The organism is Clostridium sartagoforme (assembly GCF_004794105.1).
GTDB lineage: Bacteria > Bacillota > Clostridia > Clostridiales > Clostridiaceae > Clostridium > Clostridium sartagoforme_B.
In genome coordinates this window covers 1-24,273 of sequence record NZ_SRYR01000017.1, presented here as the reverse complement: position 1 = coordinate 24,273, position 24,273 = coordinate 1, and the positions used below count along the sequence as shown (strand labels likewise).

Here is a 24,273-nt window from a genome sequence, read left to right as displayed (position 1 = left end):
TTCCCTCCTTCTTCTTAGACTATTAGAAAGGCATATCTCCATCATCTACAGGAGTCATGTCTTCCTCAAAATTCATTCCACCAAAGTTATTTGATGGATTTGAATAACCAGAATTGTTTGAAGCTCCAAAGTTATCATTGAAACCTTGGTCTCTTCCAGCACCACTTCCATTACCTGATCCAATGAATTCAAAAGATTCAACAACTACATCAGTTGTATATCTCTTTGTTCCATCCTTAGCATCATAACTACCAGTTCTAATGCTTCCAGTAATAGCTAGTTGTCTGCCCTTAGTAAGATATTGTGCTATTGTTTCACCAGTTTTACCAAAAGCTACACAATTGATAAAATCAGTTTCATCCTTTTTAAAAGGTCTTGTTACTGCTAAAGAAAATCTTGTAACAGCAGTACCACTTCCAGCAGCAAAGTTAAGCTCTGGATCCCTTGTAAGTCTTCCAATAAGTATTACCTTATTCATAACAATATCACCTCTTACGCTTCTTGTTTTACTATGATATGTCTTATAACACCATCAGTAATTCTGAATATTCTGTCTAATTCCTTAGGTAATTCTGAATCAGCATTGAAGTTGATTAATGTATAGAATCCTTCGTTAACTTTTGAAATTTCGTAAGCAAGCTTTCTTCTACCCCAAACGTCAACATTTTCTATAGTTCCTCCACCGTTTTCTATTACACCCTTAAACTTTTCGATTGCAGCTTTGCAAGCTTCCTCGTCTAATGATGGGTGTAGTATAAATATAGTTTCGTACTTTCTCATCATTTTCACCTCCTCCCCTCGGACTCTGGCTGTACTTTGTACAGCAGGGATTACAATTAATTATTTTATCATTGTTTAATTTTTTTTGCAAGATAAAAAAATAACTATATTATTCCTTTATTACTTTTTTTGCATCCTTTTGGAACTTACTTCTTGGAATCATAATTATTCTTCCGCATCCTACACATTTAATTTTAATATCTGCCCCAAGTCTAATTACTTCAAAATTCTTACTCCCACAAGGATGCTGTTTTTTCATTTCTACAATTGTACCTAAGTCAAAGTTTTCTACCATAAAAATATCCTCCTAAAGTATTAATTATTATTTACTAATTGAGTCTTTGGATAAGGAATTTCTACCCCTGCCTCATCTAATGACTTCTTAATTTCTTTTCTTAATTCCCTCTCCATCTTCCATTGAGAAAGTGGCTTAGATTTTCCTACCACTCTAATAGTTACACCTGACGCATTTAAAGATATGGCACCTAATACTTCTATATCTTCTCTTATATCTTCACTATTTGATTTTTGGAATTTTTTACAAGTATTTGTTATTATATTTATAGTATTATCTATATCCTCTTCATAGGCAATTTCAACATCTACTATAAATCTCATATCATATCTTGAATGGTTTGTTACTTCCAACACAGAGCCATTTGGTATATTATGGATATCACCACTAAAATCCTTTAAAGTAGTAGCTCTTATTCCAATATTTTCAACTATACCACTATATACTCCTATTGTTACATGATCACCAACGCCATACTGATCTTCAAATATTATGAAAAATCCGTTTATTATATCCTTTACCAAACTTTGAGCACCTATACCTACTACGAAACCTACTGCACTTAATACTGCTGCAGATACCTTAAAGGTACTCCCTATTATAATTGCAGCTCCTGAAAAGTAAACTATGTATTTTAATGAGCTTTTTAATATAGCTCCTACTGTTAATGCCTTTTTAGTATCCATAGAAAAACTTCTTTTACTATTAATCTGATTTTTAACAAATTTATCGATTATCTTATTACCTATTTTTATTATTAGAAACATCACCATTATTAGTAAAATCATACTTATAGTTTTACTCACTATAAATTCAATTAAATTAATAGTACTATTTAGTGCTTGTTCCCAATTAAAGCTTACTGCAATTTTTCCATCTTCAATACCTGTATTAATAAATGTTAAAATATTTGTCATATTAAAACTCCTAGCTTAATTCAATAAAATTATTATCTTCTTTTTCATATATATTTTTATAACTAATAATATTATTAGCAATAATCTTGTCTACATACACTTTTTCTTCTATCCTGACGCATATTCCACAACTATGCGTTATTGATGTAGGAGTGGGCATCATTCTAAACTTCATCCCTATTTCATTTAATTTTTTTTCTGCATTCATTGCATCTAAAGTATTTTTAAAAACAATTATATAATATTTCATAAATGTCTCCTTTATAATTTATTTTATATTTAATTATATTATATTTATCTTTGTAAATGAAGATAAGTTAATTTATAATTTTATTATATAAGTAGCAATAAAATTTTTACATTATATATTAAGGTAATTCATATATAAAATATTTTAACTATGTAATTCTCCAATTAGCTTATATAAAAATTAAGCTATATATACCTTCAATTAATCTTATAATTGTTCTTTACTTATAATTTAATTGATTTTAGAATTATTCTTTACTTGAAATAACATAAGTCATCAAAATATATATTATTATTGAAACATATATATTGTATAAGTTGTAATAAAGATTTTATATTTTATTAATTTACATTTTGTATTAAAAATATTTAAAATATGAATCTATCTTAACAACTTATATATAATTAAAAAACAGACTCTTTCAATTTAGATAATTTACTAAAGAATTATTTTAAAGTTATAATGATATAATAATAAATGCTATTAGATTATTGATGTATATTATTACTTGAGACATATATAAAAATTTTTAGGAGCTGATAATTTGAACATTTATTTAGATAATGCCAGTACAACTTTTCCTAAGCCTAAAGTTGTTTCTGATTCTATATATAATTTTTTAGTTAACATAGGAGGTAATCCAGGTAGGTCAAATCATAATAATGGTATGGAATCAAATAGACTTTTATTAGATGCTAGAGAAACTATAGCAAGTTTTTTTAATTTTAATAACATAAGTAATGTTATATTTACAAGTAATATAACCTCTTCATTAAATATACTTATAAATGGATGCTTAAAAAAGGGAGATCACGTTATTACTTCTTCAATAGAGCATAATTCAGTATTAAGACCATTATTTAAATTAGAAAATAATAACCTCATTGAATTATCTATTATAAGTTCTAATGAATTTGGATTTATAAATGTAGATGATATAAAAAGTGCTATTAGAAAAAATACTAAATTTATTATATTGTCCCACGCTTCTAATGTTTTAGGCTCTATTCAACCTATAGAGGAAATAGGAAGACTTTGCAAGGATAATGGTATCTTTTTTATATTAGATTCAGCTCAAAGTGCAGGTGTTTTAGATATAGACTTTACAAAATTAAATCTTAGTGCATTAGCTTTCACTGGTCATAAAAGTCTTTTTGGGCCTCAAGGTATTGGTGGATTTATAATTACAGATGAACTTAATGAAATTTGTAATCCGTATATTTTAGGGGGTACAGGGAGTATGTCCTATTCGCTTGATCAACCTGATTTTCTTCCAGATAAATTTGAATCTGGAACCTTAAATATGCCGGGTATTGTCGGTCTAAATGAAGGTATTAAGTTTATAAATAAGGAAGGCCTTAATAGTATATATGAAAAAAACTCTTATTTAAGAAACTTGTTGATTTCTAATTTACAAGATATTGAAAATATACAATTATATGAAGACTTCAGTAATTCTAACTATACTTCATGCGTATCCTTTAACTCTACAAAAATGGATACTGCTGAACTTTCTTATGAACTTGATTATAAATATGGAATTAAAAATAGATCTGGATTACACTGTGCTCCACTAACACATAAATCAATAGGAAGTTTTCCTGATGGAACAGTTAGATTAAGTATAAGTTACTTTAATACTATTGAAGACATTAATTATACAATAGATTCAATAAATAAAATTTTAAAATGAATATTAACCTCCCCTACTGTCAATAATTACATAAGGGAGGTTTTTCTATGGAAATTTTTAAAAAAGAGTTTGACTCATCCTTTGAATATTCATATATAGAAATTGGAAAATATCTTTATAAATCTCTAATTAATATCATTGAATCTAATAGACCTGTTATCTTTTTATGCATTGGAACAGACAGATGTACTGGTGATTCACTAGGACCCTTAGTTGGATATAAATTAAAAAATATATCTTCATTATTTGAATCAAAAAACATATATTTTTATGGTTCTTTAGAAAATCCTGTTCATTCTCTAAATCTAGAAAGCATAATCTTAAAGATAAATTCTAATTTTACAAATCCTTATATTATAGCTATTGATTCCTGCTTAGGGCAAACTATTAATATTGGAAAAGTTTTTATTAGTAATGCACCAGTTTATCCTGGATCTGCAATTAATAGAAATCTACCTTCTGTTGGGGATTTAAGCATTACTGGCATAGTAAATATATCTAGTAAATACGATTTTTTAACATTACAAAATACTAGGCTTTATACTGTCATGCTTTTATCTGATACTATCTATAAAGGAATTCATTATTTCTTAGAATTATATGAAAAGCACATTATTAAAACTAATAAAAAAAAGGAGCTACTTCGTGATGAACAATAGTTCATTTCATTGTAGCTCCTTTAATTATTTCTTATTGATTGCTTCATTTAAAACATAAGTCTCTTCTTCAGATAACTCATATCTAGAAATACCCTTATCAACTGGCTTTGCATAAGTTGTACTATCATGTCTAGAATAAATTCCAGTTATCATCACACCATCGTTATAAGAGTCTAATATTGCTATTGAGAAGCTTAAATCACTTCCCACATCAGGAAATGCTTTATATCTCATTATAGCAACTTTATTTACGCATCCCTTTATTTCTTCTTTTATTACTTCACATTTATTTAAGGCTTCTTCTGATTTTCCAATAGCTTTATCAATATCATCTAACTTTGAAGTTATTAATTCTTCTAGATTTTTATTATTAACTCCACGCATCATTTTTCTATACTTCTTTTCAAGCTTCTTAGTTGTGCTCATTAATGCAAGTACCATTATTAATAGTAGCAATACTATAACTAATAATCCTATTATAATAAAAGCTGAATTTTCATTTATTATTTTAATTAAATTTTCCATTATAAGTGCCCCTTCCTAATAAATTGAGAAATAACACTATAATGTTTCACGTGAAACATTATTTATTTGTAATGTTTCACGTGAAACACTTATAAATTAATTATTTCTAGTATCCTTTGTAAATCTTCTTCTGAATAATACTCAATTTCAATTTTACCCTTATTATTCTTATTGCTTATATTAACTTTAGTTCCAAAATAATTTTGCAATCTTTCTGTTACATCTTTATAGTAAGGATTTACTTCTCTTTTTACTGGCTTTTCTTCTTTATTGCTATTAAGATGTTTTATTAACTTCTCTAACTCTCTAACAGATAACTTTTCATCTATTACCTTTTGAGCAATTTCACTTTGTATTTTGGGGTCTGTAATAGCTAAAAGTGCTCTACCGTGACCTTCAGATATAACTTCATCAATTAGATATTGCTTAACTGTATCACATAATGCAATTAACCTAATTATATTACTTATAGCTACTCTTGATTTTCCTATTCTTTTGCTTAATTCCTCTTGAGTTAAATTGAAGTCACTTAGTAACTTTTTATAGGCTAGGGCTTCTTCAATAGGATTAAGATCTTGTCTTTGAATATTTTCAATTAATGATATTTCTAATATATCCTTATCAGTTAAATCCATTACAACTGAAGGTACTTCCTTTAGTCCTAAAAGCTTGGCAGCTCTCCATCTTCTCTCCCCCGCTACTATTACATAGTAATCATCCTTTTTATTTAGAATAATTGGTTGAATTATACCATGTTCCTTAATAGATTGAGCTAATTCAGCTATTTTTTCATCATCGAAAGATTTTCTTGGCTGCTCATCATTACTTTTAATTAGATTTAAGGAAATAAGAGAAGGCTTATTTTTATCATTATTTTGTGTTTCGTTAGGAATTAATGCTCCTAATCCTTTTCCTAATGCTGATTTCTTATTCATATTACTCACCTACTTTTGCCTATTTAAAAATTCTTTTGTTAATGTTTTGTAAGCTTCCGCTCCCTTACATTTTTCATCGTATAACATTATTGGTAATCCAAAACTAGGCGCCTCTGCTAATCTAATATTTCTAGAAATAGTAGTTTTATAAACCTTCTCATTAAAGAAGTTTTTTGCCTCCTCAAAAACTTCATTGCTAAGATTAGTTCTGTAGTCATACATTGTCATAACTACTCCCTCTATTTCTAAGTCCTTATTAAGTGATTGCTTAACTAATTTTATAGTATTAATTAGCTGTCCAACACCTTCTAAGGCATAAAACTCACATTGTATAGGGATTAATACAGATTGTACAGAAGTAAGTGCATTAATAGTAAGCACTCCTAATGAAGGTGGACAATCTATAAAAATAAAGTCATAGTCATTTTCAACTTCTTTTAACTTATTAGACAATATTACTTCACGATTCGGTTTTCCTATAATCTCAACTTCTGCACCTGCTAATTCCATAGTTGATGGTGCTATGTAAAGATTTTGAATAAGTTCACTTTTTAAAATAATATCTTTTAATGATGCATCAGAAGTAATTACATCATACATAGACATTTCTAAATTCCTCTTATCTAATCCTAATCCACTAGTAGTATTTCCTTGTGGATCTATATCTATGGTTAGTACTTTATAACCCGCCATAGCTAAATATGCACTTAAATTAATATTAGTAGTAGTTTTCCCAACTCCACCCTTTTGATTGAATATACAAACTTTCTTCATCTAAAAGCTCTATTACGAGCTTCACCCCCCTTCCCATAATAATATTATATATACTTTTAAATAATATTGAAAGATTAACATAATAAAAAAGTGAAGAAATATTATACAATTAACGCCATTAGCTATTTATTTAGGCATAATGTATTACTTCTTCACTTAAATTTATAAAATTTAAATATAAATCCAACTACTTTTTAGGAATAGATACTGTTATTTGAATAAACTCTTCTTCATCCTTAAATTTATACTCTGCAGGAATATTAAATTTATCAAATACTTGCTTTATAGTATTTACATATAATTTAGCTGGAAAAACACTCTTAACTCTTTTTTTATCTTTGTTATTTAATTCTTCTCCAGCAATTTTTAATAATTCTTTATTAACTAATTCTTCAGTTGCCTTTACATTTAGAGAATTTTTTATAATTTTATCTATAACCTTTAATTGTAGTTCTTCACTTGGTAATGACAATAAAGCTCTAGCATGTCTTTCTGTTAATTTATTCTCTAAACATAATTCCCTTACTTTTGAAGAAAGTTTTAAAAGTCTTAGCTTATTAGCAATTGTGGATTGCTTTTTTCCCATCCTTTTAGCTAACTCATCCTGTGTAAACTTATGATCATTTATTAAATTATAATAAGCTTCAGCCTCTTCAATAAAGTTTAAGTCTTCTCTTTGAAGATTTTCTAATAGTGCTATTTCTGCAGACTCAGTATCTGTAATTTCAATTATATTGCAAGGTACTGCTTCTAACTCAGCCATTCTAGCTGCTCTCCATCTTCTTTCTCCCGCAACTAATTCAAAATTATCTCCTCTTTTTCTAACTGTTATAGGTTGAATAATTCCATGCTCCTTTATTGACTGAGATAATTCTTCTAGAGCCTCTTCATTAAAGAATCTTCTCGGCTGATAAGTATTTGGAAATATCCTATCTACATTTATACTAGTAATTTCTCTGTTCATATGCACCCAACCATCCCTCATAATATTAATTACCATTAACTCAATAATTAAAAAATTCTATTTTTCTTTATTATTTCCTTCTTTTATTTCCTATTTTTGTAAGACAAATTCTTATATATATTTCCATATATATACAATTTTATATATATTTACAATATATATCCTATATTTATACTATTATTATGTTCTATTCTGTAGAATTATTTAATAGGTTTTTTTGTAATTGTACCTGCTTTTCTAGGATAAGTCTTAGGGCACTTACTAATTTTTTTGATTTCGACAATATTATGTTTTAAATTAGTTTCTTCTATAGTAACTTCGATTACTCTTTCTAAGCTTCCTCCTAGAGTTACAATAGCTTTTTGTCCCTCTTTTAATTCATCTTCTATTGATGGTCCTTTTAAAGCAACGAAATATCCATTAACCTTAACATACGGCATACAAAACTCTGATAAAACAGCCATATTTGCTACTGCTCTTGATGTGGCAACATCAAACTTTTCTCTTAATTTAACATTTCTTGCTCCATCTTCAGCTCTTGAATGAATAGTTTCAACATTTTTCAACTCTAATTTACTAACTACAGCATTTAAAAAGTTAATCCTTTTATTTAATGAATCTAATAATACAACTTTTACATCTGGATTCATTATAGCTATAGGTAATCCAGGGAAGCCAGCCCCAGTACCTACATCTATAATACTTTTAGCATTTTTTACAGCATTAGATTTAAATATCTTAATACAGTCAATAAAGTGCTTTTTTATTACATCCTCATCCTCTGTAATAGCTGTTAAATTTATTTTCTCATTCCACTCTTGTAAAAGCTTCATATAATCAATAAATTTATTATATTGGTCTTCCGTTAATTCTAGTCCAACTTCTTCGCAAGCTTCTTTCATTAATTGAAAATACTCCATATTTCCTCCATTAGGTTTATTTCTTATATTGATGTTCTAAATATATAAGTAATACTGATATATCAGCAGGTGATACTCCAGAAATCCTTGAAGCTTGACCTATACTTATAGGTCTTATATTAGTTAATTTTTGTATAGCCTCTGTTCTTAATCCCTTTACATCTGAATACTCTAATCCATCAGGAATTAACTTCTTTTCAAATTTCTTAAATTGCTTAACTTGATCTAATTGACTATCAATATATCCTTCATACTTAGCAATTATATTTATTTGTTCACCTATATTTTCATCATAATCTGGTCTATCTATATCTAGATCCCTTAAACTAAAGTAATCTAACTCAGGTCTCTTTATTAACTCATAAAAACTAATTGGCTTTTTAAGTTCTGTTGATCCCTTTGAAATCAGCAAATCATTGATTTCTTTTTTATTTGTAATTTGTAAGTCCTTTAATCTATTAACTTCACTTTCAACATTGTTTTTTCTTGTAATAAATTTATTATATCTCTCTTCAGTTACAAGACCAACCTTATACCCTATTTCCGTTAGTCTAAAGTCTGCATTATCTTGTCTTAATAATAATCTATATTCCGCTCTTGAAGTCATCATTCTATATGGCTCATTAGTACCTTTTGTCACTAAATCATCTATTAAAACACCAATATATCCATCTGACCTTGTTAATATCATAGGTTCTTCATTCCTAATTTTAAGGGCAGCATTTATTCCAGCTACTATCCCTTGTCCAGCAGCTTCTTCATAACCTGAGCTTCCATTTAATTGTCCTGCTCCATATAAACCACTAATCTTCATAAATTCTAATGTAGGTTTAAGTTGAGTTGGATCAATTGAATCATACTCTATTGCATATGCAGTTCTCATTATTTCAACATTTTCTAGACCTGGTACAGATCTTAACATTTGAATTTGTACCTCTTCTGGTAATGATGATGACATTCCACCAACATACATTTCTTCAGTATTTTCACCTTCAGGTTCTATAAATAATTGATGCCTATCTCTATCTGGGAATCTCATAACCTTATCTTCTATAGATGGACAATATCTTGGTCCTACCCCTTCAATTAATCCATTATACATTGGAGATCTGTCTATATTATCTCTAATTATATTATGAGTTTCTTCACTAGTATAAGTTAACCAGCAAGATACTTGCTCCCTAGTAATATCCCCGCTCATAAATGAAAATGGAACTATTTTTTCATCTCCAGGTTGCTCTATCATCTGTGAAAAATCTACTGATCTTCTATTAATTCTTGCTGGAGTTCCTGTCTTAAATCTTCTTAAGTCTATACCTAAATCTATTAATGATTGTGATAATTCATTAGCTGCAGATAAACCATTTGGACCACTGTTATATGTAACATCACCAATTATAATTCTAGATCTTAGGTAAGTTCCAGTTGTTAAAATAACTGCCTTACAACTAAAGTATCCGCCATTTTTAGTAACAACACCTTTTACTTCTCCATCAACAACATCTAATTCAACAACCTCTAATTGTCTTAAACTTAAGTTTTCTTGCCTCTCTAAGACACTCTTCATTCTATCTTGATATTTTTTCTTATCAGCTTGTGCTCTAAGAGAATGTACCGCAGGTCCCTTAGAAGTATTAAGCATCCTAGATTGAATGAAAGTATTATCTATATTAACTCCCATTTCTCCACCTAGCGCATCTACCTCTCTTACTAGGTGTCCTTTAGCAGTACCTCCTATATTAGGATTACATGGCATCATAGCAACAGAATCTAGGTTAGTAGTACATATTAATGTTTTTAATCCCATCCTTGCAGTAGCTAATGCTGCTTCACAACCAGCATGACCAGCACCAACTACTACTACATCGTATTCTCCCGCATTATATTTCATATTCATCTTCTCCTATTTTCCGCAGCAAAACTCCCTAAATATCTTATTAACTAAATCCTCTTCTAATTCTGATCCAGTAATTTCACCTAAGGCTTTTAATGCTGCTGTAACATATATTGAAATTAAATCTAAAAATTCATTCTTTTTAACTCTAACAAGAGCTTCATTACAATTTTCAAAAGCTCTTATTAACGCTTGCTTGTGCCTAGAATTAGACACAATTAAACTTTCACTATCTATTGTACCATTAAAGAACATATTCTTAATCTCATTTTTTAAACCATCTATTCCAATATCTTCTTTAGCAGAAATTTTTATTATATTTTCAAAGCCTTCTAAAATTAAATCATCAATTTTGTTATCTAAATCAATCTTATTAAGTAAAACTATAGATTTTTTATCTTTAATTGCTTCAATAATTTCTTTATCTTCTTTATCTATTTCTCTTGATGTATCTAATACTAATAATATTAAATCTGCTTCATTAATTTTTTCTCTAGATCTTTCAACACCTATTTTTTCTACAACATCTTCTGTTTCTCTAATTCCAGCAGTATCAATAATTTTTACTGGTATACCATCTAAATTAATGTACTCTTCTATAACATCCCTTGTTGTTCCAGCAATATCCGTTACTATAGCTCTCTTCTCTTTTAATAAAACATTTAATAAAGATGACTTTCCTACATTAGGCTTACCAACTATAGCTAAGCTTAATCCATCCCTGATAATCTTTCCTTCATCAGCACCTTTAAGTAGCTTATTAATATCTTCTACTGCACTCTCTAAGCTTTCTTTAACTCTTATTGGTATACTAGGATCAACTTCTTCATCATCTTCAGTAAAATCTACTGCATATTCTATTAATGCCAATACATTTAATAAATACTCTCTTAACTTATTAATCCTCTGAGATAATGATCCTCCACTTTGCATTAATGCTGATTTCATAGCAAGCTCAGTTTTAGCTGTAATTAAATCCATAACTGCTTCTGCTTGTGATAAATCTATTCTTCCATTTAAGAAAGCTCTTTTAGTGAATTCTCCTGGCTCTGCTAGCCTTGCTCCTGCCCTTATTGTTGCTTCTAATACTTTATTAGTAGAAGTAACCCCTCCATGACAATTAATCTCTACTACATCTTCTGCAGTGAAACTCTTCGGTCCCTTCATATAACTAATAATTACTTCATCTATAATATCATCACTATCAATATCTACTATATGACCATATTTCATAGTGTAAGTTTTCATGTCTTTTATATCTTTTCCGCTCTTTGCTCTAAAAATTTTGGATACAATACCTAATGCATTGTCACCAGATACTCTTATTATTGCAATTCCACCTTCTCCAATTGCTGTAGATATGGCACAGATTGTATCAAACTCTTTCATCTCTAAACCTCCTTATCTCTTCAAAAATAAATCTATATTTATAGTATATCCATTTTTAACTATTATTCATTTTACAAAACTATTTATATTAAGTCAAAATAAATATAATTTACATAGATGTTACTAAGTAGGATGTTATTTAATAAAAATTTACCTTAATATATTGTCTAATTTATATATTTTACAAAAAAATAAAAGGTAAGAAAGCCTTGAGGCCTCCTCACCTATTTTTTAATATCAACTACTATTCTTCTATGAGGTTCATCGCCCTCACTAAAAGTATATACATATTCATTATCTTGTAAAGCATAATGAATAATTCTTCTTTCATATGGGTTCATCGGTTCCAATTTGTAAGCTCTTCTAGTTTTTCTAACTTTATATGCAGTTTTTTCAGCAACCCTAATTAAAGTTTCTTCTCTCTTTTTTCTATAGTTTTCAGTATCTAAGACTACTTTTTTATAAGGTATATCATGTTCTTTATTAACTACTAAAGATGCAAGATATTGTAATGAATCTAAGGTTTCCCCCCTATATCCAATTATAATTCCCATCTTAGGTCCTGTTAAATTGATATAAACTACATCATTTTCTTCTTTAACTTTAATTTCAGCCTGTACATTCATACCATTAAGAATATTTCTGATAAATAGTTTTACTTCTTCCTTATAGTCTCTTTTTACTTTTACTAAAATTTTAGCAGGTTTTGCACCTATTAAATTTAGAAAGCCTTTAGAACCTTCGTCTAAAACTTCGTATTCAACCTTATCCTCAGTAAGCTTTAACTCTTTTAATGCATTTTCCAATGCTTCACTTACATTTTTCCCAGACATTTCGAATGTTTTCATACCCTATTCACCACCTAGTATAATACTAAATAATAATTAATTTTTTCTCTTAGTCTTTGGTGTCGCTTTCTTAGCATTTGCAGCTACTTTTAACTGTTCTTCTTCTTCTTTAGCAGCTAATTTTTTCTTAGCTGGTAGATAATTTAAGAAATATGTTTGAGCTAATTGTATAACTCCACCTATGATCCAATAAATAACCAGGATAGAAGCAAAGTTAATAGCCATAACCCCCATCATACCTGCCATCATTAGGTTCATAGTTCCCATATTCATTTGTTGTCCGTCTTCCTTCTTAGGCATAGACTTAGTTAAAAGTAAACTTGGAATATATGTGCTTAAGAAAGCTAGAACAGGCAGTATAAAGTATGGATCCTTTTCAAATACATTTGGTATCCATAAGAAAGATGCATCTGTTACTTGATTAACATTAATAGTCATAAATACATAATACAGAGCAAATAATATTGGTAAAGGTAATAATGTTGGTAAACATCCACCAAACATACTTACATTATTTTCTTTCATGCACTTTGAATACTCTGCCTGCATTTTTTGTGGGTCATTTGCATACTTCTTTTGAATAGCATTTAATTCTGGTTGAATTTCTTGCATTCTTACATTAGATCTATTAGCTTTTATATTTAAAGGTAGTATTAATAATCTAATAATTAAAGTAAATAAAGCAATCGTTAATATATATGAAACACCACTTGGTTCCATATTAAATATATTAAGGATAATATCGTGCATTCCTTCAAATATAATCGTTAAAAAATTTGTTATCGGTTGTAAAAACTTCATCATTTTAGCGCGCAACCTCCTTATTTCACTGGATCATAGCCACCCTTTGCAAAAGGGTGACATCTTATAATTCTTTTTATTGCTAAAAAACCACCTTTTATTGCACCATATTTAGTAATTGCTTCAATAGCATATTGTGAACATGATGGAACATATATACATGTTGGTGGTCTCATTGGTGAAATATATTTTCTATATAAATGTATAGATTTTAACATAATTTTCTTCATTGCTTATACAAGCCTGCCTTTGAAAAAAGTTTTTTCATTGCTTCTTCAACTTCAAAGAAGTTTTTTTCTTTAATAGCACTTCGAGCTACAAAAACAAAATCATAACCTTTTTTTAGCTGTTCTTCGTTTAGTCTATAGCTTTCAGTTATCAATCGTTTACTCCTGCTACGAACAACACTGTTTCCAACCTTCTTGCTAACTGAAATCCCTACCTTATTATAAGTATCTCCATCTTTACTTTTATTTCTATTATTATTAAATACATATAAAACTAATAGATTATTAGCTGAAGATTTTCCTCTTCTATAAACTAGTTTAAATTCGTTGTTTTTTTTCAACCTGTACATCATTAGAAACTTTATTCTCCTTTTTTTCTGCTATTGCAGAAAAAAGGCCACTATTTGCGGCCCTTATGCTGTTAATCTTTTTCTACCTTTTTGTCTTCTTCTCTTAAGAACATTTCTTCCTGCTGAAGTTTTCATTCTCTTTCTGAAACCATGTTCTTTTTTTCTTTGTCTCTTTTTTGGTTGGTATGTCATGAACATTTCACTACACCCCCTTTTAATATTGTAATTTCTATAGTAAAAACTATAATCCCAATTTTAAGATTTACCTTATTATTATATATAGAGAGCTATTCGATGTCAATACACTATAATTTTCAAGATCTGTTGATAAATATATATAATATTATAATATTATTTGTGGATAACTTCTTGAATAGTTCATTTAACTTATGTTATTATTAATATTGAATGTGAATAACTTTATTTTGCAACATACTTATCCACACCTGTGGATTGTTTTGTGGATAACTTGTTCCATTTTTCTTTGTATCTTATCTTTTTTACTCTATTTTTAGCTAAAATAATACTATTATACCATGTTAATAATGTGAAAATATGTACATACTTATATTGTGGATAACTATTTGTCACTTTTTTTATCAACATATTTATTAACATGTGAATATTTATATTATACTTATTAACATCAATTTTTATATGTTAATAAATATGTTTATACTATGTTATTAATTACAAATTTAAAATAAAAAAATTTTTATGGAGGATATAAAATGAGTAATGATCTTCTATCATTATGGGATAAAACATTAAATATAATTAAAGGTGAAATGAGTGAAGTTAGTTTTAATACTTGGATTAAAAGTTGCGAACCGATTTCTATATCTTCCAATATAATAAGAGTTAGTGTGCCAAATTCCTTTACTCAAGATATTTTGGAAAAAAGATATAAGGATTTAGTTGTAAATTCTATAGAAGCTGCTTGCTCTAAACATTATAATGTAGAATTCATCGTAGCATCTGATATCCAAGAAGTTGCTGAAAAGGAAGATAAAAATAAATCTGCAGAAGATAAATCAAATATTACTGTAAATGATGAAATGTCTAGTACATTAAATCCTAAGTATACATTTGATTCTTTTGTTATTGGTAATAGTAATAGATTTGCTCATGCTGCATCTCTAGCTGTTGCTGAAGCCCCTGCTAAGGCTTATAACCCACTATTTATATATGGAGGCGTAGGTCTTGGAAAAACTCACTTAATGCATGCAATTGGTCATTATGCTTTGCAAAATAACCCTAATACAAAGGTAGTATACGTTTCTTCTGAAAAGTTTACTAATGAGTTAATTAATGCAATAAGAGATGATAAAAATGATGAGTTTAGAAATAAATATAGAAAAGTAGACATTCTCTTAATAGATGATATTCAATTCATTGCTGGTAAAGAAAGAACACAAGAAGAGTTCTTCCATACATTTAATGAATTGCATGGCGCTAATAAGCAAATTATCCTTTCCTCAGATAGACCGCCTAAGGAAATTCCTACATTGGAAGACAGACTTAGATCTAGATTTGAATGGGGGTTAATAGCTGATATTCAAGCTCCAGACTTTGAAACTAGAATGGCTATTCTTAAAAAGAAAGCTGATGTAGAAAAACTTAATGTTGCAAACGAAGTTATGGTGTATATTGCTACAAAAATTAAATCTAATATAAGAGAACTTGAAGGCGCATTAATAAGAATTGTAGCCTATTCGTCTCTTACAAATAGACCTATTACAGTTGAATTAGCTGGCGAGGCTCTTAAGGATATTATTTCAAATAAGCAAAATAAGAATGTAACTATTGATGTTATTCAAGATGTTGTTGCTGCTTACTTTAATTTAAGAATTGAAGATTTAAAATCTCAAAGAAGAACTAGAAATATAGCTTATCCTAGACAAATTGCTATGTATTTAAGTAGAAAGTTAACAGATATGTCCCTACCTAAAATCGGAGAAGAGTTTGGGGGAAGAGATCATACTACTGTTATACATGCTTATGAAAAAATTTCTGATTCTTTAAACACTGATGAGAGCCTACAACACACTGTAAATGATATTACAAAGAAGCTAACTCAAAATTAATCAACAACTGTACATAAGTTTATAAAATTAATTGTTGATAACTACTAAAAACAATAGTAATTGTTAATACTGTGGATAAGACACTGATTTTTTGCTTTACTTATCCACAATATTTTTTTGTGAATAAACTAGTGTTTTAAAGGGCTAGAGATACTTATCAACATTTCAACAGCCCCTACTACTACTATTATTAAATATATTTATATATTATCTATATATCTAAGACAAAATTTAAATCATTTTTTGTTTATAAGTTAAGGAGGTTTTTATATGAAATTTATATGTGAAAAACAAAAACTACAAGAAGGAATATCTATATCTAGTAAAGCTATTACTGGTAAAACGACTATGCCCATTCTAGAAGGGATCTATATAAGTGCTAAAGATAATCAACTAAAACTTATTGGTTCAGATATGGATGTTTCAATAGAAACTATGGTTGATGCAGATATTAAAGAAGAAGGATCAATAGTTATTGATTCTAGACTATTTGGAGAAATAATTAGAAAACTTCCTAATTCTGAGATCATAATAGAAACTCTTGAAAATGAAATTATTCAAATAACTTGCCAAAAGTCTGTATTTAACTTGGTCTACATGAATGGTGATGATTACCCTGAATTACCAAAAATAAATGAAAGTCTTTCAGTTGAAGTACCACAAAATATTTTAAAAAGTATGATAAGAGGGACTTCATTTGCAATTGCTCAAGATGAAACAAGACCTATACTTCAAGGAATACTTTTTGAGGTAAAAGATAAAAAATTAAATTTAGTTGCTTTAGATGGTTATAGATTAGCAATAAGAACTGAATTTTTAGATAATGATAATGACATAGAAGTTGTTATTCCAGGAAAAACATTAAACGAAGTATCAAGAATACTTGAAGATATATCCGATATAGTTAAAATAACATTTACTGATAATCATATTTTATTTAACTTAAGTAATACAAAAATAATTTCAAGATTATTAGATGGTAAATTCGTAAATTATTCGTCTTTACTACCTCAAGAATATAAAATTTTATTAGATGTTAAAAAACAAGAATTACAAAACTGTATCGAAAGAGCATCTTTAATGGCAAAGGATAGCAATAGTAATTTAATAAAATTAGATATCCAAGAAGAGAATATGATAATAACTTCTAATTCTCAATTGGGAAAGGTTAGAGAAGAGCTTAATATAAATCTGCAAGGTGGAGAAATACAAATTGCATTTAACTCAAAATATCTTCTAGATGTATTAAAGAATATAGAAGATGATGAAGTTAAATTAGAAATGACTTCAGGGGTAAGCCCATGTGTAATAAAGTGTAAAAATACGGATAACTCTAAATACCTTGTGTTACCTGTAAGATTATTAAGATAAAGGAGGATTGTATAAAAATTGAATTTTTATACACAAAAATGGAAATGAATGAAGTAAAAATAAGTACAGAATTTATAAAATTGGATTCTTTTTTAAAGTGGTGTGGTGCAGCTTCATTAGGATCTGAAGCTAAAATATATATTTTAGATGAGATGGTAAAAGTAAATGGAGAAATATGTACGCAAAGAGGAAAAAAAATTAGACAAGGTGATGTAGTAGAGTTTAATGGTGAAAAATATAAAGTTATTTAGCTATAGAAACCTAATAATTACTTTTATTCCTCTAATATGTTATAATTAAATGGGTGTAAAGAATGTTTATTAAAAAAATTCAAATGTTAAACTATAGGAATTATAAGTCTTTAAATATAACACTGGGGAAAAACGTAAATGTATTTATGGGGGATAATGCTCAGGGTAAAACGAATATACTTGAGGCTATTTATTACTGTGCATTTGCTAAATCTCATAGAACATCTAAAGATAAGGAATTAATTAATTGGGATTCTGAAAATGCATATATTAGCGTTTTAGTAGGAAAAGATAGACTCGATAAAAATATTGACATTAATATTTTAAAAGATGGAAGAAAAGCGATAAGGATAAACAAAATAAAAGTATCTAAAATAGGTGAATTATTTGGAAACTTTAACGTTGTTATGTTCTCGCCAGAAGACTTAAGAATTATAAAGGATTCTCCTGGAGTTAGGAGGAGGTTTATAGATATGGAGTTATGCCAATTAGACTCTAAATATTATTACAACCTCGTCCAATATAATAAAATATTAAATGAGCGAAATGTACTTTTAAAAAATAAAAAGTTAGACAAAGATATTTTGGATATATATGACATTCAACTAGCAAAATTTGGATCAGATATAATTAAAGAAAGATTGAAATATATAAATAAGTTAAATTATTATGGGAAAAATATACATAGTGATATATCTTCAGGTAAAGAAGATGTTGAATTTAAGTATATAAGCACAATTAGGGACTTTGAGAATATAGAAAATAATTTTTATGAGCTATTATCAAGAAATAGAAGTAAGGATATTGATAAGGGTTCTACAAGTGTTGGACCACATAGAGATGATTTCACAGTTTTAATTAACGATATAGATACTAAAAGCTTTGGGTCACAAGGTCAACAAAGAAGTGCTGTGCTTACAATAAAGTTTTCATCACTAAAGATAATAAAAGAATTAACATCTGAGTATCCAGTTTTATTACTAGATGATGTTTTATCAGAATTAGATTTTAATAGAAAAAGATATATTTTAAGTACTATTGGGGAAATTCAAACAATAATAACATGCACAGGAATAGAAGACTTAACCAGTTATCTAGACGATAGTTCTAGAGTTTTTAAGGTTAAGGAGGGAGATATCCTAAGCTAAGGGAGGAAGTTCTTATGTTTTTGCATTTAGGAGAAAATGTTGTTGTTCCGATTAAAGATGTAATTGGGATTTTTGATTTGCAAACTACAATGTATAGTTCAGATACTAGTGCCTTTTTAAGAATGGCAGAGGAAGATGGGTTTGTAGAGAGGATTTCTAAAGAGAAGCCTAAATCTTTTGTTATAGCTGAAGTAAATAAAATGAGTAAGATTTACTTATCACCTATATCATCTTCAACATTAACTAAGAGAACAAATATTGATTATAATCCATAGATCCAATTTTTAATCTCAATTAGTTATAATAAAAGTTCGTTAAAGGAGGAGATTGTATTGGAAAACAATAAGCAAAGTTATGATGAAAATCAAATACAGGTTTTGGAAGGTCTTGAAGCTGTAAGAAAAAGACCAGGTATGTATATCGGGAGCACAAGTTCCAGGGGGTTACACCACCTTGTATATGAAATAGTTGACAATAGTATAGATGAGGCCTTAGCTGGTTTTTGTGATGAAATTTTAGTTGATATAAACGAAGATAACTCTATAACGGTAGTAGATAATGGTAGAGGTATGCCGACTGGAATCCACCCTAAAATGGGTAAACCAACTGTTGAGGTAATTATGACAGTACTTCATGCTGGTGGTAAATTCGGTGGCGGTGGATACAAAGTATCCGGAGGATTACATGGTGTTGGTGCATCAGTTGTAAATGCTTTATCCGAATGGTGTGAAGTTACTGTTTCAAGAGACGGAGAAATGTGGCAACAAAAATACTCAAAGGGTATGGTTAAGTCTGATTTGTTAAATATCGGTCATACTGATAAGCAGGGTACAAAAGTATCATTTAAGCCAGATACAGAAATATTCGAGGAAACAGAATATGATTTCGAAATATTAGCTAATAGACTTAGAGAATTAGCCTTTTTAAATAAGGGGATAAGAATTGTATTAACAGATAAAAGAGAAGAAGGCAAACAAGAAGTATATCACTACGAAGGTGGAATTAAAGAATTCGTAACATACTTAAATAGAAATAAAGAAGTCCTTCATCAAGAACCTATCTATGTAGAGGGAGAAAGAGAAGGAATAATAGCTGAAATATCTCTTCAATATCATGATGGATACACAGAAAACCTATATTCTTTTGCTAACAATATAGATACTATTGAAGGTGGTACTCATTTATCTGGATTTAAAACTGCTCTTACAAGAGTCATTAATGATTATGGTAAAAAATTCAACCATATAAAAGAAAATGATAAGAATTTATCTGGAGATGATATAAGAGAAGGATTAACAGCAGTAATTTCAGTAAAGATTTCTGAACCTCAATTTGAAGGTCAAACAAAGACAAAATTAGGGAATTCAGAAGTTAGAAGCATTGTAGATTCAATAGTAGGTGAAGGAGTTTCAATTTTCTTAGAAGAGAATCCTAATGTAGCAAAGATAATTATAGAAAAGGCAGTTATGGCTGCAAGAGCTAGGGATGCTGCTAGAAAAGCTAGGGAATTAACTAGAAAATCTGTATTAGAGAGATCCTCATTACCTGGTAAGTTAGCTGATTGCTCATCTAAGGATCCTTTAGAATGTGAAATTTATATAGTTGAGGGAGATTCAGCAGGGGGGTCTGCTAAGCAAGGAAGAAATAGAAGATTCCAAGCAATTTTACCTTTAAGGGGTAAAATATTAAATGTTGAAAAACAAAGATTAGACAGAATACTAACTGCTGATTCAATAAAATCTATGGTTACTGCTTTTGGAGCAGGAATTGGAGAAGACTTTGATGAAAGCAAGTTAAGATATAATAGAATTATTATTATGACAGATGCTGATGTTGATGGTGCTCATATTAGAACTTTATTATTAACATTCTTCTTTAGATATATGAGGGGACTATTAGATGGTGGACACGTTTATATAGCTCAGCCTCCTCTTTACCAAGTTAAAAAGAATAAAAAAGAGTATTATGCATATTCAGATCAAGAATTAGACTCAATATTAGCAGAAGTAGGTGGAAAAGATAATAACACCAACATTCAAAGATATAAAGGTCTAGGAGAAATGAATGCAACTCAATTATGGGATACTACTATGGATCCTGATAAGAGAATATTATTAAAAGCTACTATAGAAGATGCAATAGCAGCAGATGAGATATTTACTATTCTAATGGGGGATAAGGTTGAACCTAGAAGAGAGTTTATACAAAAAAATGCTAAGAAGGTAAGTAATTTAGATATTTAGTACTAAAGCGAGGTGAGGTACATGAGCTTAAATGAGGGAAAAGTTGTAGAAATAGATATTAATAAGGAGATGAAGAGGTGCTATATAGACTATGCTATGAGTGTAATAGTTGGTCGTGCGCTTCCAGATGTTAGGGATGGGCTAAAGCCGGTACATAGAAGAATACTACATTCTATGAATGATCTTGGGTTAGCTCCAGAAAAAGGTTATAGAAAATGTGCAAGAATAGTTGGGGAAGTTTTAGGTAAGTACCATCCACACGGTGATTCGTCAGTTTATGATGCACTTGTAAGAATGGCACAAGATTTCTCTATGAGATATATGCTTGTAGATGGTCATGGAAACTTTGGTTCTGTAGATGGTGATAGTGCAGCGGCTATGAGATATACAGAAGCCAAAATGAACAAAATTGCAGCTGAAATGTTAAGAGATATTTCTAAAAATACAGTTGATTTTATTCCTAACTTTGATGGTGAAGAAAAAGAACCTGTAGTTTTACCATCAAGATATCCAAACCTTTTAGTTAATGGATCATCAGGTATAGCAGTTGGTATGGCTACTAATATTCCTCCTCATAATTTAGGAGAAGTAATAGATGGTACTATAATGCTTATTGATAATCCAGAAGCAACTGTATTAGATTTAATGACAATAATTAAAGGCCCTGATTTCCCAACAGGTGCTACTATTATGGGTAAAGCAGGAATAAGAGCAGCTTATGAAACTGGAAAAGGTAGAGTAGTAGTTAGAGCAAAGGCTGAAATAGAAGAAGAAAATAATAGACATAGAATAGTTGTTACAGAACTACCATACCAAGTAAATAAGGCTAAACTTATTGAAAACATTGCAGATTTAGTAAAAGATAAAAAGATAGTTGGAATATCTGACTTAAGAGATGAATCTGACAGAGAAGGTATGAGAATAGTTATAGAATTGAAGAAGGATGCAAATCCAAATGTAATTCTAAATCTATTATATAAGCATACAAAGATGCAAGATACTTTTGGAGTTATTATGCTAGCTCTTGTTAATAATGAGCCTCAAATATTAAACATAAAAGAAGTTTTAGGTCATTATATAGAGTTCCAAAAGGAAGTAGTAACTAGAAGAACAGTATTTGAATTAAATAAAGCTGAAGCAAGAGCTCATATCCTTGAAGGATTAAGAATAGCTCTTGATAATATTGATGAAGTTATAAGTATTATTAGATCTTCTAAAACATCAGAAATAGCTAAGAATACGTTAATGGATAGATTTGGATTAAGCGAAAAGCAATCTCAAGCAATCTTAGAAATGAGACTTAGAAGATTAACAGGTCTTGAAAGAGATAAGATTGAGGAAGAATATGCTGAGCTTATGAAGCAAATAGAATATTTAAAATCAATATTAAATAGTGAAGAAAAATTATTATCAGTAATAAAAGAAGAACTTACTGAAATAAAAAGAAGATATGGTGATGATAGAAGAACTACTATAGAAAAAGTAATGAATGAAATTGATATAGAAGATCTTATCCAAGAGGAAGATGTAGTAGTTACATTAACTCATTCAGGATATATCAAGAGAATATCTGCAGATACTTACTCAGCTCAAAGAAGAGGGGGAAGAGGAATACAGGCAATGTCTACTAAGGAAGATGACTTTGTAGAACATGTAAGTATTACTTCAACTCATTCAGATGTATTATTCTTTACTAATAAGGGAAGAGTGTATAAATTAAGAGCATATGAAATTCCTGATGCGGGAAGAACAGCAAAGGGAACTAATATAATAAACCTAATAGCTATAGAACAAGATGAAAGAATAGAAACTGTTCTTACAATAAGAGATGATGTAAATGAAGGTTTCTTATTTATGGCAACAAAACAAGGATTAGTTAAGAAAACACATTTATCTGAATTTAAAAATCTTAGAAAAAATGGATTAATAGCTATTAACTTAAGAGATGGAGATGAACTTCTTAAGGTCAAAGTTACTCGTGGCGATGCAAAGATTATTATAGTAACCCAAGATGGTAATGCAATAAGATTTGATGAAGGCGATGTAAGACCTATGGGAAGAACAGCTTCAGGTGTTAGATCTATAAATCTTAGAAAAAATGATATAGCTGTATGTATGGATATAGCTGTAGAAGATGAAGATCTTCTAGTTATAAGTGAAAATGGATTTGGTAAGAGAACACCAGTTACTGAGTACAAGGTACAAAGAAGAGGTGGAACTGGATTAATCACTTATAAATTATCTGAGAAGACTGGAAAAGTTATAGGAGCTACAGTATGTAAAGTAGAAGATGAACTTATGCTTATAAATACGAGTGGCGTTGCTATTAGAATAAATGTCTCAGATATATCAGTTACAAGTAGATCAGCTATGGGTGTTACTCTAATGAGAACATCTGAAGAAGAAAAAATAGCTGCAATTGCAAAAATATCAGGTGGAAATGAAGAAAAAGAAGAACAATTAGTACTTGATGATAATAAAGAATCTAATTCATTTGAAACTATTGATAATGATATAGAAGATGAAATAGCTATTGTAGATGACTCAGATAAAATAGAAGAGTAAGAAAATATATATAAATCACAGTTAATTTATATCTTAAATGATGAAATTAATTGTGATTTTTTTTATCATTTAAGTATAATATTATATAATATAATATAACGTAATCTTATCCTGGTGTATCAATATTAGAATAATATAGATAAATATAGATAATAAGAGAAAAATAAAAATAAATTTAATAAATGATTGTATTTATTAAAAACTATATTTATTTTAAGTGTTAAGATAAATCTCGTCGCTGAGAGATGCGGCAACAAATTAGAAAAATATCTTAAAAAAAGTTGTTGACAATAAAAACAACAAGTGATAAGATAATGAAGTCGCTTGAGAGTGACAGAGAAAATGGTCTTTGAAAATTGAACAGAATAAAGTTAAGTAAAATAAACC

Annotated in this window: 26 protein-coding genes; 9 read left to right on the top strand and 17 right to left on the bottom strand. The window is 28.9% G+C overall.

Annotated features, from left to right (window positions below; translation table 11 throughout):
* Positions 1-22 precede the first annotated feature (22 nt).
* The 5 genes from E5347_RS16040 to E5347_RS16020 form a co-directional block, all read right to left on the bottom strand.
* Entirely contained in the window at positions 23-478 is a 456-nt protein-coding gene (locus E5347_RS16040) for a single-stranded DNA-binding protein (RefSeq protein ID WP_136008238.1), read from the bottom strand.
* A gap of 14 nt (positions 479-492) precedes the next feature.
* Entirely contained in the window at positions 493-780 is a 288-nt protein-coding gene (gene rpsF / locus E5347_RS16035; RefSeq protein ID WP_136008237.1) for a 30S ribosomal protein S6, read from the bottom strand.
* A 109-nt stretch (positions 781-889) separates the two neighbouring features.
* Complete coding sequence (locus E5347_RS16030) at positions 890-1,075, bottom strand: DUF951 domain-containing protein (protein WP_136008236.1); 186 nt, start codon at positions 1,073-1,075, stop codon at positions 890-892.
* A gap of 20 nt (positions 1,076-1,095) precedes the next feature.
* The gene (locus E5347_RS16025; RefSeq protein WP_136008235.1) at positions 1,096-1,992 is read right to left on the bottom strand and encodes a mechanosensitive ion channel family protein; all 897 of its coding nucleotides are present in this window, start codon (positions 1,990-1,992) and stop codon (positions 1,096-1,098) included.
* Between the two features lie 10 nt (positions 1,993-2,002).
* Positions 2,003-2,242 carry a DUF3343 domain-containing protein gene (locus tag E5347_RS16020; RefSeq protein WP_136008234.1) on the bottom strand — a complete coding sequence of 80 codons (240 nt, stop codon included), beginning with the start codon at positions 2,240-2,242 and terminating at the stop codon, positions 2,003-2,005.
* 544 nt (positions 2,243-2,786) lie between these two features.
* Between E5347_RS16020 and E5347_RS16015 the strand changes: the two genes are divergently transcribed.
* Both E5347_RS16015 and yyaC read left to right on the top strand, forming a co-directional pair.
* Positions 2,787-3,935 carry an aminotransferase class V-fold PLP-dependent enzyme gene (locus tag E5347_RS16015; protein ID WP_136008233.1) on the top strand — a complete coding sequence of 383 codons (1,149 nt, stop codon included), beginning with the start codon at positions 2,787-2,789 and terminating at the stop codon, positions 3,933-3,935.
* 47 nt (positions 3,936-3,982) lie between these two features.
* Positions 3,983-4,594 (top strand): spore protease YyaC, encoded by a 612-nt coding sequence (gene yyaC, locus E5347_RS16010; protein ID WP_136008232.1) that lies wholly within the window; start codon positions 3,983-3,985, stop codon positions 4,592-4,594.
* Positions 4,595-4,618: 24 nt separating this feature from the next.
* Here the strand turns inward: yyaC and E5347_RS16005 are convergent, their stop codons facing one another.
* The 12 genes from E5347_RS16005 to rpmH all read right to left on the bottom strand — a co-directional run bounded on the left by E5347_RS16005 (position 4,619) and on the right by rpmH (position 14,419).
* On the bottom strand, positions 4,619-5,119 hold the full coding sequence (locus E5347_RS16005; protein ID WP_136008231.1) for a DUF4446 family protein: 501 nt from the start codon (positions 5,117-5,119) through the stop codon (positions 4,619-4,621).
* Between the two features lie 89 nt (positions 5,120-5,208).
* Positions 5,209-6,054 (bottom strand): ParB/RepB/Spo0J family partition protein, encoded by an 846-nt coding sequence (locus E5347_RS16000; protein WP_136008230.1) that lies wholly within the window; start codon positions 6,052-6,054, stop codon positions 5,209-5,211.
* A 9-nt stretch (positions 6,055-6,063) separates the two neighbouring features.
* Positions 6,064-6,828, bottom strand: coding sequence for a ParA family protein (locus E5347_RS15995; RefSeq protein WP_136008229.1), 765 nt, complete (start codon positions 6,826-6,828; stop codon positions 6,064-6,066).
* 187 nt (positions 6,829-7,015) lie between these two features.
* A complete protein-coding gene (noc, locus tag E5347_RS15990; protein ID WP_136008228.1) occupies positions 7,016-7,792 on the bottom strand; it encodes a nucleoid occlusion protein in 777 nt (258 codons plus the stop codon).
* 200 nt (positions 7,793-7,992) lie between these two features.
* The gene (rsmG, locus tag E5347_RS15985; RefSeq protein ID WP_136008227.1) at positions 7,993-8,712 is read right to left on the bottom strand and encodes a 16S rRNA (guanine(527)-N(7))-methyltransferase RsmG; all 720 of its coding nucleotides are present in this window, start codon (positions 8,710-8,712) and stop codon (positions 7,993-7,995) included.
* 16 nt (positions 8,713-8,728) lie between these two features.
* Entirely contained in the window at positions 8,729-10,603 is a 1,875-nt protein-coding gene (mnmG, locus tag E5347_RS15980) for a tRNA uridine-5-carboxymethylaminomethyl(34) synthesis enzyme MnmG (protein WP_207670502.1), read from the bottom strand.
* A 12-nt stretch (positions 10,604-10,615) separates the two neighbouring features.
* Positions 10,616-11,995 (bottom strand): tRNA uridine-5-carboxymethylaminomethyl(34) synthesis GTPase MnmE, encoded by a 1,380-nt coding sequence (gene mnmE / locus E5347_RS15975; protein ID WP_136008225.1) that lies wholly within the window; start codon positions 11,993-11,995, stop codon positions 10,616-10,618.
* A gap of 224 nt (positions 11,996-12,219) precedes the next feature.
* On the bottom strand, positions 12,220-12,843 hold the full coding sequence (gene jag / locus E5347_RS15970) for an RNA-binding cell elongation regulator Jag/EloR (RefSeq protein ID WP_136008224.1): 624 nt from the start codon (positions 12,841-12,843) through the stop codon (positions 12,220-12,222).
* 36 nt (positions 12,844-12,879) lie between these two features.
* Positions 12,880-13,647 carry a membrane protein insertase YidC gene (yidC, locus tag E5347_RS15965; protein ID WP_136008223.1) on the bottom strand — a complete coding sequence of 256 codons (768 nt, stop codon included), beginning with the start codon at positions 13,645-13,647 and terminating at the stop codon, positions 12,880-12,882.
* A 17-nt stretch (positions 13,648-13,664) separates the two neighbouring features.
* Positions 13,665-13,874, bottom strand: a complete 210-nt coding sequence (gene yidD, locus E5347_RS15960; RefSeq protein ID WP_136008222.1) for a membrane protein insertion efficiency factor YidD — start codon at positions 13,872-13,874, stop codon at positions 13,665-13,667.
* A complete protein-coding gene (gene rnpA, locus E5347_RS15955; RefSeq protein WP_136008221.1) occupies positions 13,871-14,224 on the bottom strand; it encodes a ribonuclease P protein component in 354 nt (117 codons plus the stop codon). The genes yidD and rnpA overlap by 4 nt, the downstream gene beginning before the upstream one ends.
* 60 nt (positions 14,225-14,284) lie before the next feature.
* On the bottom strand, positions 14,285-14,419 hold the full coding sequence (gene rpmH, locus E5347_RS15950; RefSeq protein ID WP_136008220.1) for a 50S ribosomal protein L34: 135 nt from the start codon (positions 14,417-14,419) through the stop codon (positions 14,285-14,287).
* 533 nt (positions 14,420-14,952) lie between these two features.
* Here rpmH and dnaA point away from each other — a divergent pair.
* From dnaA to gyrA, 7 genes are all read left to right on the top strand, one after another.
* Complete coding sequence (dnaA, locus tag E5347_RS15945; protein ID WP_136008219.1) at positions 14,953-16,308, top strand: chromosomal replication initiator protein DnaA; 1,356 nt, start codon at positions 14,953-14,955, stop codon at positions 16,306-16,308.
* A 270-nt stretch (positions 16,309-16,578) separates the two neighbouring features.
* On the top strand, positions 16,579-17,679 hold the full coding sequence (gene dnaN, locus E5347_RS15940; RefSeq protein ID WP_136008218.1) for a DNA polymerase III subunit beta: 1,101 nt from the start codon (positions 16,579-16,581) through the stop codon (positions 17,677-17,679).
* Positions 17,680-17,723: 44 nt separating this feature from the next.
* Positions 17,724-17,930, top strand: a complete 207-nt coding sequence (gene yaaA, locus E5347_RS15935) for a S4 domain-containing protein YaaA (protein WP_136008250.1) — start codon at positions 17,724-17,726, stop codon at positions 17,928-17,930.
* Between the two features lie 62 nt (positions 17,931-17,992).
* On the top strand, positions 17,993-19,078 hold the full coding sequence (gene recF, locus E5347_RS15930; RefSeq protein WP_136008217.1) for a DNA replication/repair protein RecF: 1,086 nt from the start codon (positions 17,993-17,995) through the stop codon (positions 19,076-19,078).
* A gap of 14 nt (positions 19,079-19,092) precedes the next feature.
* Positions 19,093-19,353 (top strand): extracellular matrix regulator RemB, encoded by a 261-nt coding sequence (remB, locus tag E5347_RS15925; RefSeq protein WP_066889323.1) that lies wholly within the window; start codon positions 19,093-19,095, stop codon positions 19,351-19,353.
* A 57-nt stretch (positions 19,354-19,410) separates the two neighbouring features.
* Complete coding sequence (gene gyrB, locus E5347_RS15920) at positions 19,411-21,321, top strand: DNA topoisomerase (ATP-hydrolyzing) subunit B (protein ID WP_136008216.1); 1,911 nt, start codon at positions 19,411-19,413, stop codon at positions 21,319-21,321.
* A gap of 21 nt (positions 21,322-21,342) precedes the next feature.
* A complete protein-coding gene (gyrA, locus tag E5347_RS15915) occupies positions 21,343-23,886 on the top strand; it encodes a DNA gyrase subunit A (protein ID WP_136008215.1) in 2,544 nt (847 codons plus the stop codon).
* The last annotated feature ends 387 nt before the right edge of the window (positions 23,887-24,273 follow it).